The organism is Hoeflea sp. IMCC20628 (assembly GCF_001011155.1).
Taxonomy (GTDB): domain Bacteria; phylum Pseudomonadota; class Alphaproteobacteria; order Rhizobiales; family Rhizobiaceae; genus Hoeflea.
In genome coordinates this window covers 65,909-78,077 of record NZ_CP011481.1, presented here as the reverse complement: position 1 = coordinate 78,077, position 12,169 = coordinate 65,909, and the positions used below count along the sequence as shown (strand labels likewise).

General features: G+C 57.7%; 11 protein-coding genes and 2 pseudogenes. 9 read left to right on the top strand and 4 right to left on the bottom strand.

Going from position 1 to position 12,169, the window contains the following annotated elements:
• The first annotated feature begins 22 nt into the window (after positions 1-22).
• Together IMCC20628_RS23920 and IMCC20628_RS23915 are read left to right on the top strand one after the other, a co-directional pair.
• Complete coding sequence (locus IMCC20628_RS23920) at positions 23-979, top strand: DUF1403 family protein (RefSeq protein WP_047033079.1); 957 nt, start codon at positions 23-25, stop codon at positions 977-979.
• A gap of 2 nt (positions 980-981) precedes the next feature.
• Positions 982-1,674, top strand: a complete 693-nt coding sequence (locus IMCC20628_RS23915) for an SMC-Scp complex subunit ScpB (protein ID WP_047033078.1) — start codon at positions 982-984, stop codon at positions 1,672-1,674.
• 106 nt (positions 1,675-1,780) lie between these two features.
• Here the strand turns inward: IMCC20628_RS23915 and IMCC20628_RS23910 are convergent, their stop codons facing one another.
• Entirely contained in the window at positions 1,781-2,191 is a 411-nt protein-coding gene (locus tag IMCC20628_RS23910) for a hypothetical protein (RefSeq protein ID WP_156174723.1), read from the bottom strand.
• 354 nt (positions 2,192-2,545) lie between these two features.
• Here IMCC20628_RS23910 and IMCC20628_RS23905 point away from each other — a divergent pair.
• Positions 2,546-2,875, top strand: a pseudogene (locus IMCC20628_RS23905) (DDE-type integrase/transposase/recombinase); the annotation flags it as partial.
• Here the strand turns inward: IMCC20628_RS23905 and IMCC20628_RS23900 are convergent.
• Entirely contained in the window at positions 2,870-3,949 is a 1,080-nt protein-coding gene (locus IMCC20628_RS23900) for an IS630 family transposase (protein WP_047033126.1), read from the bottom strand. The pseudogene IMCC20628_RS23905 and the gene IMCC20628_RS23900 sit on opposite strands and share 6 nt — an antisense overlap.
• A gap of 68 nt (positions 3,950-4,017) precedes the next feature.
• On the opposite strand from IMCC20628_RS23900, the pseudogene IMCC20628_RS24940 reads away from it, so the two are divergent.
• Positions 4,018-4,404 (top strand): annotated as a pseudogene (locus tag IMCC20628_RS24940) (DDE-type integrase/transposase/recombinase); the annotation flags it as partial.
• Between the two features lie 231 nt (positions 4,405-4,635).
• Here IMCC20628_RS24940 and IMCC20628_RS23895 read toward each other — a convergent pair.
• Positions 4,636-5,925, bottom strand: coding sequence for a hypothetical protein (locus tag IMCC20628_RS23895; RefSeq protein WP_047033076.1), 1,290 nt, complete (start codon positions 5,923-5,925; stop codon positions 4,636-4,638).
• A gap of 502 nt (positions 5,926-6,427) precedes the next feature.
• Here IMCC20628_RS23895 and IMCC20628_RS23890 point away from each other — a divergent pair.
• The 5 genes from IMCC20628_RS23890 to IMCC20628_RS23870 all read left to right on the top strand — a co-directional run bounded on the left by IMCC20628_RS23890 (position 6,428) and on the right by IMCC20628_RS23870 (position 11,682).
• A complete protein-coding gene (locus IMCC20628_RS23890; protein WP_047033075.1) occupies positions 6,428-7,156 on the top strand; it encodes an endonuclease/exonuclease/phosphatase family protein in 729 nt (242 codons plus the stop codon).
• Positions 7,153-8,700 (top strand): phospholipase D family protein, encoded by a 1,548-nt coding sequence (locus tag IMCC20628_RS23885; protein WP_047033074.1) that lies wholly within the window; start codon positions 7,153-7,155, stop codon positions 8,698-8,700. Before IMCC20628_RS23890 ends, IMCC20628_RS23885 begins: the two co-directional genes overlap by 4 nt.
• 640 nt (positions 8,701-9,340) lie before the next feature.
• Positions 9,341-9,817, top strand: a complete 477-nt coding sequence (locus tag IMCC20628_RS23880) for a DUF305 domain-containing protein (protein ID WP_047033073.1) — start codon at positions 9,341-9,343, stop codon at positions 9,815-9,817.
• A gap of 11 nt (positions 9,818-9,828) precedes the next feature.
• Positions 9,829-10,578, top strand: coding sequence for a MauE/DoxX family redox-associated membrane protein (locus IMCC20628_RS23875; protein WP_245307987.1), 750 nt, complete (start codon positions 9,829-9,831; stop codon positions 10,576-10,578).
• Between the two features lie 543 nt (positions 10,579-11,121).
• Positions 11,122-11,682 carry a cytochrome c gene (locus IMCC20628_RS23870; protein ID WP_052766659.1) on the top strand — a complete coding sequence of 187 codons (561 nt, stop codon included), beginning with the start codon at positions 11,122-11,124 and terminating at the stop codon, positions 11,680-11,682.
• Positions 11,683-11,687: 5 nt separating this feature from the next.
• Here the strand turns inward: IMCC20628_RS23870 and cueR are convergent, their stop codons facing one another.
• Positions 11,688-12,131 carry a Cu(I)-responsive transcriptional regulator gene (gene cueR, locus IMCC20628_RS23865; protein WP_047033072.1) on the bottom strand — a complete coding sequence of 148 codons (444 nt, stop codon included), beginning with the start codon at positions 12,129-12,131 and terminating at the stop codon, positions 11,688-11,690.
• Between the last annotated feature and the right edge of the window lie 38 nt (positions 12,132-12,169).

Below are 12,169 nucleotides of genomic sequence, written 5' to 3'. Positions count from 1 at the left end.
CACCCAGTGTAGCGTCGTCCGCATGGATTCGTTGCCGCCCGACACATCATCAATACCGACTTCTGCATTTCGCCTGCCAGGCTGGGCGGTAGCGCGCGGTCGTGATCACAACGAAGCCGACGCGGCTTTTGCAGCCGGCATCGGCTTGAAAACGCTCGACGATCTGGTTCTGCTTAATCCCGTATGGGCCGGATGCTGGCGCTCCCGGCAAGCTCTGAACTGCGCCACTATTGCCGCCAGGATGATCGGCCGCAACGAGGGCGAACACGCTTCGCGTGACGCGGTGTTGCTGACTGCGCCAAGCGCTGATCCCGGGCCGGCGGGAAGGGTATTTTTGGCCTACAAAAGGCTTTCCGCGCGAAAACCCGGCCTTTCCTCAAAGCATGTGGCCGAACTGGCTGATCTTTTGGGTCTCGCCCGGGACGAGCCGCTTGCTGCCGCGGCTGCGATTGCGGCCGACAACGCGCTCCAGTCTGGCAGATCGCCACCCTTTGCTGCTGCGGAGCTGGTGACAGCGGTCTGTGCCGCTCGTCTAGATGCCGAACCGCTTGCCTGGGCACTTGCTGATGTTTTGATCGCCGAAAAGCTCAACTGGCCAAAACCTGTGCCGCTGCTGATGTCCGAACGTTTTGGCCCGGCCTTCCGCACAATCGGGAGGAGGGGACGAGTCCGTCCCGGCGAAGTGGCATTCGCCACTGCGATCTGCTTGGCTCTTGTTGACGCCACGGAAAGCGCTCTGCGTTCAGCCGACGAGATCGCCCGCCGAGCCGATCAGCTTGTTGCTGTGGCGCCGAAGCTGCGCACCAAGGGAGCTGAGCCTGTGATCCAAAGATTGCTCGACGAGGATGCGATTGCGGCCTCGGCGCCCGGCAGTGATCTGTCCCGCTGGGCCAGTACCCGACTGTTCGAACGGCTGGAGAGTTTTGACGCGGTGCGCGAGCTGTCCGGCCGATCGTCGTTCCGGATTTATGGATTGTGAGCGTGGCCAGATCGATCGCTGCAAAACCAATTCGCAGCAAAAAAGCGAACGCTACAGCCGAACGGCTGTTTGATCGGGAGCTGGAGGATTTGCCGCAGGAGCTGCGCTGGCGCGAATGGATGATGCGGGTTGAGGCAGTGATTTTTGCCTCTGCCGAGCCGGTGACCCGCGAGATTTTGGCGCGCGTTGTCGGCAAGGATTGCAGCGTCGACCTACTCATTGATGATCTGCACGAGGAACTTCGTTCCCGGCCGTATGAACTGGTTTCGGTCGCCGGCGGCTGGCAACACCGAAGCCGTTCGGCTTACGCGCCCGCGATCCGGGCTTCTTCCGCGCCAACGCGATCGGCCGCCGCAGTGCTGTCCGAGCTCGAGTCGATGGTGCTGATGGCGATTGCGTATTTCCAGCCAGTGACAAGAAGCGAACTGTCGAAGATCTTTGGCAAGGAGGTCAGTCGCGATCTGATCGGATCGCTGCGGGGGGCCGCTTTCATCGCCTCTGGGCCGCGCAGTCCGACGCCGGGGGCGCCCTATACTTACGTGACGACGAAACATTTTCTGTCCGCGTTCGGCATGGAGACGCTGCGCGACCTGCCCGACATGGAGGCGCTGGAGGATGCAGGGTTGCTGAGCCGCCATGCGGTATATGCGGAAACGCTGTCGGTCGAACCGGACGATGACGAGTTGGTGGAATAGCCAAAACATCTGCTGACGCAGGAACGTGCGCTTAAAGGGTCAATACTCGGGGAAGATGCGCCGCATGCGCACCCGCAGCGCCTCCAAGATTCGCGCGGCCATGGCCTCAAAAGGCCAAGGTGTCATCCTTGGACAGGCGCCGCTGCGGCCACTTTTCAATAACAGTGATCAAGCCCTCCGATTGCCATGGCTGAAAGGAATAGGACGCCCCGTCGGAATGAGCGTAGACCTCGTTCCGCAATGTCAGAATCTGGTCGTGCAAGGTCTTTTCCTCGTCGCTCCACTTGATGAGGCGCGCTGGCAGGCCGGGGAGGCCGCGGGCCGTCGTGAACGGGCGCGCGTAGGAAACGACCAGTGAGGTAGTGAACGCGGACTGTTGCAGGTAAATGCTACCGCGCCGCTCCCACTCGTGGGAGTGCCAGCCCTTCTTGAAGAGGAAGCGCGCATTGAAGGGAATGGGCAATGTCCATGGCGGAAATGCGGAACTTATCGAACTGGCGTTTCTGGTGAGGGTCAAGCTCAAATAGCATGTGGCGGCTCCACATTGGGGTCAGAACAAGAGCAGTGCGAAATCGTACGCTAAGGTCGAACGGAACATGAACTGTCTCGGATCTCGGATGTGCGGCCTCCGATCTCTGTGGATTGGCACCGTTAGGCACCAGTTTTGGTATCTTCGTCCGTCCGACTCGACAACGCTCTGGGCAGATTGGTCGTGTGGGGTTGGGCGATGGCAAAACGGAAGCTTCTCAAAGTTCATGATCGACAGAAGATTTTCGACATACCAGCCGACGAGGATAGCCTGATCCGGCACTATTCGTTGTCACGGTATTGCCAAGTTGTTTGACCCCGGCGTTTCGGTTATCGAGACGACATGAGATTGCCGAGCACTTTCCCCCGTCTGAAGGGGTTTCGTTTTCCGCGTGAAGTTGTCGCCTACGCGGTCTGGGCCTATCATCGGTTTGCTCTGAGCACGGCCGATGTGGAAGACCTTCTTGCTGAACGCAGTGTTATCGTGAGCAGGGAAACGGTTCGTCTCTGGATCAACCGCTTTGGCCAACATTTTGCCGACTGCGTTCGCAGAGACCGCCCCAAGCCGAACGATAAGTGGCATATGGATGAGGCCGTCATCACGATCAGTGGAAAGAAATTCTGGCTCTGGCGGGCCATTGACGCCGATGGTGACGTACTCGACATTCTAGTGGATGGAATCTAACGCTTGGTGCCCACGTTTGACGGCGGCAATAATTTTGTTGGGATCGGCGTTCCAGGTGAAGGGCTTTGGCCTTTTATTATGTTCTGCGACGAAACGGTTGATGGCGGCCTGGAGGTCGACGACTGAGTGGAAGACACCGCGCTTCAGGCGGCGCTTTGTCAGCTTTGCGAAGAAGCCCTCGACCGCGTTGAGCCACGAACAGGACGTTGGCGTGAAGTGGAATGTGAAGCGCGGGTGCCGGCCGAGCCAGGCACGCACCTTGGGGTGTTTGTGGGCGGCGTAATTGTCGAGGATCACATGCACCGCCTTGTCGGCCGGCACGCTGACATTGATCGTGTTCAAGAAGCGGATGAACTCCTGATGTCGGTGTTTTTGCATGTTCCGCCCGATCACTGTGCCATCAAGGACGTTGAGCGCGGCGAACAGGGTTGTCGTACCGTTGCGCTTGTAATCATGGGTCATGGTGCCGAGCCGCCCTTTCTTGAGCGGCAGTCCTGGCTGGGTCCGGTCGAGCGCCTGAATCTGGCTTTTCTCGTCGAATGACAGCACGATGGCGTGCGCAGGTGGTTCGACATAAAGCCCGACAACATCGTGGAGTTTATCCGCAAACTTCGGATCATTAGACAACTTGAACTGCCGGAAGCGGTGCGGTTGCAAACCATGGGCCTTCCAGATGCGGCGCACCGCACTGGCGCTGATCTTGTTCGCAGCAGCCATCATATCCGCCGTCCAGTGCGTCGTCTCGCCCGGGGCATCGGTCAGGGTCAGCGCCACCACGCGTTCGGCCACCTCAGGCTTGAGCGGAGCGATGCGCGAGGGCCGGGTCTTGTCGCGCAGCAGACCCTCCACGCCCTCGCTCATGAAACGCTCTTGCCAGCGCCAGACACAGGTCTTGGACTTGCCTGTCCGTCGCATGATCGCAGCTGTGCCGACCCCGTCGGCGGACAGCAATATGATCGACGCGCGCCAGACATACTTCTGAGGCGCATTGCGGTCTCTGGCCAAACGCTCAAGGCGGAGGCGGTCAGGCGACGAAACTTCAAATGTGATCCCTGTGCGCATGACAATGAATCGCATGCTGCCGCCCGAAAGGGAATCCCAAAACGGACTCTTCTGTCAGGCGTTATCCACTAGTTCAAGCTCGCCGCAACACCAAGGCTGCCAAGCGCTTTTTCTCCAGACTGGTCAAGCAATTCGGTGAACCGCGTGTCGTCGTGACGGACAAGCTGCGCAGCTACATAAAACCGATACAAAATCTGGCCCCGGATGCTGATCATCGAGCCCACAAGGGCCTGAATAACAGAATTGAAAACTCACACCGCCAGACCAGGAAGCGAGAGAAGATCATGGGGCGGTTCAAATCGCCCCGCCAAGCACAGCGCTTCCTGTCAGCCCACGATCAGATAAACACCATCTTTCGTCCCCGCCGATACAAACTCTCAGCCCGCTCCTGGCGACACGCCAGGGCAGATGCCTTCTGCCTGTGGTCCGACTACACTGCAGAAATGACCGCTTGAAAAAGCAGGGGCCGCGCCGCCTTGCATCCAATGACAAACAACTTGGCAATACCGCTCGGAGTACTCGGAATTTCAAGAGACTGGCACGAGAATGTCCAAAACACCTGAAAAAAGCCACGAAGCGCCGGCCGCCGGTAAAAAGCAACTCAAGATTGTCTCAGGTTGAATGTCGCGGTGAGGGGTTCACTCGGGCAACTTATTACAGGTCAGCGTTGCCTGTCGAGAAAGCAGTCAGACAATCAGAACTGGCGCAAAGCCACCGCCGGGAGTTCTGAAATTCGTGGTCTGGCCCTGATAAATCCGCGCCGCCACCAACAGTGGTTTTGCGTCATAGGTATAAAGCCGCAAATCGACTTTGCGCGGTGTCGGTACGTCATCAAGCATGATCATCCGCTGGCTAGGGGTAGCCAGCGCCTGCGCCACATACTCGGCGCTTGTGATGTCGCCCCAGACCGATTTCGTCAGCTTGTCGCCGCGATAAACCGCCTTGCCGCCATGCCCTGAGACCGGTTTGAAGAACAACTGCCGCCGGTTCTGCCACAGCGCGTCGGCATTTTCCGGCGTGACCATCCGGGTCTGCGGGATGAAGCGCAATCGAGCGGCCAGCGCCGGTTTCACACCCAGTCCTGCCAATGCCGCAGGGTCCGACAACACCGTCAGATTGCGTTTGTGCGCCAGCAAGGCGTGATTATGCGGGTTGGGCGTAACCACCACGGCACCCGCACGATAGCCGTCACGCAGGGCTGCGTGGTGCGGTTCGGACAGTGCAAAATCCACCAGCCTGTTGTAAACCAGATCGATCGGCAGGTCGCCGAGCGACAGCCCGGCGTCACCCAAGGTCAGCGCCTTCGGATCGCAGATCACTGCATCTATACCGTGCCGCGCCAGCAGTTGCTCGACAAGCACGAACTCGGGATAAAGATACTGATCCTGCGGCGCATCATCCACGATGGCGATGCGGCGCAACGGTGCCGTCCCGCGCTGACGCTGCCATTCAGCGCGGAACATTGCAATCACCGCGGCCTCGAACCTTGTGTCCAAACTGTCAGCTGCAACCTGCACCCGCCCGACACAACATAAGGTTTGCGCCTGCGCCAGCAGTGCGTTGAGAAACCCGCCACCAGCGTTGGTGTTTACTTCGATCAGTTTCGGGCTGTCCTCGGACAAATGAAAGTCATAACCCATCAACGCGCCCTTTGGCCCGTGATCGGGGTGCGCGATTTCAGGTGCCCAGCCAAGAACAGCCGCCTTGTAGGCCGGGACCTGTGCCACTTGTTCGATGGCCACGATGATATCCTGCATCACAGCCAGGGCCGTGGCGGGCAGAAACACCGGCACGTTGGAAAACAGATGTGGCTGGTTGGCGGCGATCCGGTCCTGAAACCCCGGCTCGCCCGAGGTCGTTTCCAATGCCTGCCCCAACTCGTCCCGGTCCAGCGTAATGCAGAAACAAGATTGGTTGAGCAGATCGGAGGTAAAGGCACTGTCGCAAGACTGGTCGATGGGCGGCACGGCGGGCATGGGCGGTCCTTTATGGTCGGTGCAGATCAGTGGTCATCTGTCCCCTGATCCCATTTCATATCTCCTCGATCAATGCGCCGAAATTCCGACGCGGCTCTTGCTTAACGCTAGATACTCGCGGGCGACGTTATCCTGTTCTGGATAAGTCCGACCGTTGGCTGATCTACATCAACGACAAAGGGCCGGGCATAGGACTTTATCATCAGTGAATAGCCCTGTAAGGGCTGAAAGTGATGACTGAATACAGCATCGGTTACGGCAGGATTTGGATGTGGGTCGTGGTGGTGCTGGCCATTCTGGCCATCGCCGCATTTGTCAAATTCCTGCGCAAATGACGGTGTTTGTACTGGTCTGTCGGGCCGCGTGTGTGCATTGCTTTGCGGATGCGAAAGGATCAATCGGGAGGGTAGGTTGCCACCACACGGTTTGAAATGGCAGGCTCGGCCTGCCCATAACACGCTATGCATTCCGCTCCAAATTGCCGCAAGGATGGGCCCCGCAGATGACAACGCCGCACGACCTGTCTGTGGCGTCTTACAATATCCACAAGGGCTTCGGCACTGACCGGCGGCGTGATCTGGCGCGGACGGTGGCAGTGATCGCCGAAATCGGCGCCGATATTCTGGCGCTACAGGAGGCGGACACCCGGTTTGGCACGCGCACAGGACTGCTCGATCTGGACCACATCCGCAGCGATCTAGGGCTAATTGCCGTGCCGCTGGACGACGCGGGCGGGGCACATGGTTGGCATGGCAACCTGTTGATGGTGCGCAATGCAATGGTGGAAGAGGTTCATCAGCTTGTCTTGCCGGGAATCGAGCCGCGTGGAGCGCTGGTGACCGATCTGAAGATCGCGGGGCAGCCTTTGCGCATCGTAAATGCTCATCTGGGGCTATTGCCCGGCTCGCGGGCCGCACAAGCGCGCGCGCTTATCGACAAGATCAGCCAGCTTGACGGCCGGCCGACCCTACTGGTTGGTGATCTGAACGAATGGCGGGGCAGCGGGGCACCGCTGCAAACGCTGGGCCAGTATTTCCAGATTGCCGAAGCCCGACCCAGCTTTCCGTCGCGCTATCCGTTGCTGGCGCTGGACCGGATGATGCTGTCGCCTCATGGCGAACTGCTGGATGTGGCAGCACATGACAGCCCGCTGTCACGCCGCGCCTCGGACCATCTGCCGATCAAAGCACGACTCCGGCTTGACGGCACTCTCCCGGCAATGCTGACATGATCCACCATGGCGTTTTTCTCGTGGTGTGGATCATCGGCATCGCGGTGTTGCTCGCCTTTGCTTCGTGGCTGACGCATCGCTCTTACCTCCGCTTTCTACGAAAGGTGCAGGGGCCTGTGTCAACCGCGCTGCCCGTCGCGGGACCGCACACGCCGCTTGATACGCTGCTGGAACCGCTGGAGACCCAGAATTCCGGGCAAAGCGGGCTGCTGCTGCTGCTTGAGAATGCCGATGCCTTTGCCGCGCGTGCGCTGTCGGCTGCCAAGGCGGGCCGCAGTCTGGATCTGATGTATTACATCTGGAGCACCGATCAGGCCGGCTGGCTGCTGATCGACGCGCTGGTCGCTGCCGCAGACCGGGGCGTGCGTATCCGCCTGTTGCTGGATGATGTGAACGTGCAGGGATTCGATCCGGCTTTTCTGGCTCTAAGCCAGCACAAGATGATCGAGGTGCGCCTGTTCAACCCGACGCTGCATCACGGACATGGCTTGCGCCGAATGCTGGAAATGGCATTGGGACTGACCCGGTTCAACCGGCGCATGCACGGCAAGTTGTGGATCGCGGATGGGCGACTGGCGATCATCGGCGGTCGCAATATCGGCAATACCTATTTTGGTGCGGACGAGGGCAACCGTATGTATGTTGATGCCGACATCATGCTGGTCGGCGGTAACGTGGCCGAGGTTTCAACCGTATTCGACAGTTTCTGGAACCTTGGCCTGTCCTTGCCGATTGCCGCCATCTGGCCAGCCTTCAAGGTCAACAAACCTCGGTTTTGCAAACGTCTGGCGCGGCACGTCAGGTCCGTCCCGTCACGCCGGTTTCTGGCGCAGACAATGCAGGGGCGGGCAGCCGACAGTTTCCTGACGGAACGCCTGCGCTGGACCGCCAAAGTGCAGCTTCTGGCCGACCCACCGAATAAGGCCTATGGCGAGCATTCCACACCCTGGATGTCGACGGCCGTTGCGGGCATTCTGGCCGCGGCAAAAACAGAAGTGCGGCTGATGACGCCCTATTTCGTGCCGGGCGAGGCTGGCATCGCGGGGTTGACCGGGCTTATCGCGCGGGGTGTCCGGGTGTCGCTGCTCACCAACGCCCTGTCATCGACCGATCTGATACTGGTGCATGGCGCCTATCGCCATTATCGAGATCCGTTGCTTGCCGCAGGAGGCCACATCCACGAATATGCGAAACCCGCATTGCCCGGTCATAAACGCAACGCGCTGCATTCCAAGGTATTCCTGATGGACGGGCGGAAGGCGATTGTCGGTTCGTTGAACTTCGATCTGCGCTCGGCGTTTACCAACACTGAACTTGGGCTTGTGTTCGAGGAACCGGCATTGTTGGCAGAACTGACAGCCCTGTGCGACAGCCTCTGCGCGCCAGATCAGTCCTACTGTGTCACGCTTGAAGGGCAGGCCCTCCGCTGGGAAGTGGCGCGCCCCGGCCTGCCGCAAGATATGACTGTCGAGCCAGAGGCAGGATGGCACAGACGGGCGCTATCATGGACTGTAGGTCAATTGCCGATTCAGGGCTTGCTGTGAGGACAGCCCACTCGGCACCGGAGAGTTTGGCAAGGCTGCAGTTCAGTGCTCGGGCATAAGTTTCGATTTCGCGCGACCCTCTGTCTTTTGCCGGTCCTCATGGGCGGATATCGCTTTGGCGATGTCTTCTGTACTTGCTGCAGGTCCTGAGCAACTGGGCATACAGACAAAATCAGGCATACGGGATTTGCTTCCAAAAGCAATCCACCAGGTCCTAATCATCTTGCGGGCATCATCACAATTTCTGCCCGTCAACACCGTGATGTGTCTAGCATTAGCTTCGACCGGTGATTAGCCGCCGCGGTGAGAAGCACCCCGGGGGGTAAAGCGGTGAATGAGCTGGGGTGGCTGAACTGACGCTGGAAAACCGTCGGCTCAAAACAATGAGCGGGACTTGGTCCGGTTCGGTGGCACATGGGTTCGCCGCAGTCCCTCGACGTTCCAGGTGCAAGTCGGTCGCCAGCTGTTGACTGATCCAGATAAGGGCCACGACTACAGAGACGTCTACACTGCCCCCGCCAAATTCCGAACTTATTCGGATGGCTTTCAAAGCTTGACATAAAAAATTTGGAATCCATGGAACCTTCCCACGTGGTAAGGTTGTTTAACCTACACTTGTGGCAAATTTTGGGAGTCAAGAATGTCCTACACTCGCTTCTTGCTGATGATCGTGGTGTCGACGATCGTCATGTTTGGTTTGATGTATCTGAACACATACGCATGGGATCATATCTTTTTTAGCGAAACGCGCAGTTTTGCAGCTTTGTATATGGGCGCCAGCATGGCGATCATCATGCTGGCATTCATGCTCGGCATGTACACCAACAAGAGGCTGAACATCGCGATCTTCTTGGGCAGCGTGTTGATCTTTGCCACATCGCTGTTTCTGCTGCGAAGCCAGACCACAGTTGGCGACGTCTCCTACATGAAGGCAATGATTCCGCATCACTCAATAGCAATCCTCACGTCGGAACGTGCGAAGATCGTTGATCCCCGGGTTCGGAAGCTGGCCGACGACATCATTGAGGCCCAGGTACGCGAAATTGGAGAAATGAAGGCTCTGATCATCGATCTTCAAGGCGGTGCGAAGGCGACGCCGGAAATTGACGGCAAATAGGGGGAGCGATCATGGCGGTTCTACCGAAAGCGTCACTCTATCGAATGGTAATGCCCGACCACATCTGTCCCTATGGCCTCAAGGCAAAGTCGCTGCTGGCACGAAAGGGCTATGAGGTGGAAGACCACTGGCTCAAGACGCAAGCCGAGACGGAATCATTCCGGAAAGAACATGGCGTTGAAACAACGCCGCAGACTTTCATCAATCAAAAGCGGATTGGTGGCTATGACGACGTAAGACGCTTCTTTGGGCAGCACGTTCCTGAAGACGGTGAAACCAGCTATCGTCCGGTCATCGCCATATTCCTGATGTCGCTCCTGCTGGCAGTGGCAGTGACCTGGATTTCTCCCACGCCCGTGCCGGCCATCACCATAGTTGAACGGTTTGTTGCCATTGCAATGTGCCTTCTCGCTGTTCAGAAATTGCAGAATGTGGAGAGTTTCTCCACGATGTTTCTGAACTACGATCTGCTTGCGAGACGCTATGTTCCATATGGATACGTCTACCCCTTTGCCGAAGCTACCGCAGGCCTCCTTATGCTTGCGGGCGCTCTGACGTGGTTTTCAGCCCCGCTCGCACTGGTGATAGGCGGAATTGGTGCTGTCTCCGTGTTCAAAGCGGTCTACATCGACAAACGGGAACTCAAATGTGCTTGTGTCGGTGGCGACAGTAGCGTTCCGCTTGGCTTTGTTTCGCTGACAGAGAACCTGATGATGGTTGCAATGGGGATTTGGATGCCGGTCAGGATGTGGCTGGTGTGAATCATGAAGCCCGAGGTTGAACTGCTTTTATCCAGACGGCGATCAAATCCATGGCCGCCGCGGTCTAGCATTGGTTGACCCACAATGAGTGTAAATTCAGAGGCCGGAAGATTATGCCGCGTGGCATGTACGCAAAGTGCGACCAGTTCTTGTATTCCGGTGCAAGTTGATGGGGCACGTCCTCGGCTATCCGAGGCGTGGCAAAACGTGGCTACCAACGAACCAACACCAATTGAGAATTTTCCGATGTCTCCAGACTTGTTTACCCTGACCTCAATCCTTCGGAGGGAGATTCAGGAAAACGGGTTCGGCAAACGGTACGCGATTTGGACCAGCACCGGCGATCATTCGATTTTTATCTCTTCTTGCTTCCAGCAAGTGGCGGTCAAGTGATTTAAAACAGGGATTGGCTGCACAAGCCACTTATGTCGGCGCCGTAAGCGAGAAGTTCATGCAAATCCACCGTCATCCTGATTGCGCAGCGTAATTTCGCCGCAAGCATTGTATCTTGTCGTTTAGCACCCGTCCGAAAAGGGGAACTCGATGAACTTCAAGGCATGCGCAGTTTTGGTGGCCGCAATCACTTTGGTGGGTATTGCTGCGCTCACTACGAACGTTGTGCTTGCGAATGAAAAGACAATGATCGCTCGACAATCGGACATGAAATCCATGGCCGAGGCAGCAAAGCTGATTGATGGTATGTTCAAGGGCAACACTTCCTACGATTCTGAGTTGTTCAAGGCAGCTGCGGAGACGATATATAAGAGGTCCGGCAGTGCCTTGATGGCTCACTTCGAAGGCAATCCCGTCATTATCGGCTCACAGGCCAGTTCGACCATCATGTCCGAGCGCAAAGAGTTCAATTCCCTGGCAAATGACCTTGGCGTGTATGCCAATTCGCTCTCCTCTGCCGCTGAACGCCATCCAGATGCATTGACCCAGGATATGCGCATGAAAGCGGGCGACGTCATTGGTCTCGGACCATTCGGGAAGAAAACCGACCCCGCAGAAGCGGTTTTGTCGATGCCCGCCGAACACGCCTTTCACATGCTGCTCCAGACCTGCACATCCTGCCACGCCAAATACCGCCTGAAGACAGATTGACCCGGCTAGACCGGATGGCTGAGACCAAATTTTGATAGTGCTGTTGGGCCATCTTCCCGCATGGGTTCAGCGATGCCGTCAATGATGGGACACTCTGGCCTGCCATCGCCATGGCAGTTATTGGCCAGGTGCTTTAGCGTCTTGGTCATGGTCTTTATGGCTGCGGCCTTCCGCTCAAGTTCGGCAATGTGGCTGAGAGCGAGCGCTTTCACATCTGAACTTGCCCTGGAACGGTCCTTCCAGAGGGCCAGCAGGATCTTCATCTGGTCCACGGAAAAACCGAGGTCTCTAGCCCCACGAATGAAACGCAGCGTATGGATGTCGCTGTCTGAATATACGCGATAACTGGACTCTGCACGGCGCGCGGGCGCAATCAGGCCAATCTGTTCATAGTAGCGGATCATTTTGCTCGAGACACCGGACGCCTTGGAAATTTCGCCGATTTTCATGATGGTCTCCTCTTTCGTTTTGAAGGCGTAACGCGCGC

Bases quoted from the DNA above. Each gene is read 5' to 3' on its own strand.
- IMCC20628_RS23920 (WP_047033079.1), top strand. From the start codon at position 23: ATGGATTCGTTGCCGCCCGACACATCATCAATACCGACTTCTGCATTT.
- IMCC20628_RS23900 (WP_047033126.1), bottom strand. From the start codon at position 3,949: ATGCGCACAGGGATCACATTTGAAGTTTCGTCGCCTGACCGCCTCCGC.
- IMCC20628_RS23895 (WP_047033076.1), bottom strand. From the start codon at position 5,925: ATGCCCGCCGTGCCGCCCATCGACCAGTCTTGCGACAGTGCCTTTACC.
- IMCC20628_RS23890 (WP_047033075.1), top strand. From the start codon at position 6,428: ATGACAACGCCGCACGACCTGTCTGTGGCGTCTTACAATATCCACAAG.
- IMCC20628_RS23885 (WP_047033074.1), top strand. From the start codon at position 7,153: ATGATCCACCATGGCGTTTTTCTCGTGGTGTGGATCATCGGCATCGCG.
- IMCC20628_RS23880 (WP_047033073.1), top strand. From the start codon at position 9,341: ATGTCCTACACTCGCTTCTTGCTGATGATCGTGGTGTCGACGATCGTC.
- IMCC20628_RS23875 (WP_245307987.1), top strand. From the start codon at position 9,829: ATGGCGGTTCTACCGAAAGCGTCACTCTATCGAATGGTAATGCCCGAC.
- IMCC20628_RS23870 (WP_052766659.1), top strand. From the start codon at position 11,122: ATGAACTTCAAGGCATGCGCAGTTTTGGTGGCCGCAATCACTTTGGTG.
- cueR (WP_047033072.1), bottom strand. From the start codon at position 12,131: ATGAAAATCGGCGAAATTTCCAAGGCGTCCGGTGTCTCGAGCAAAATG.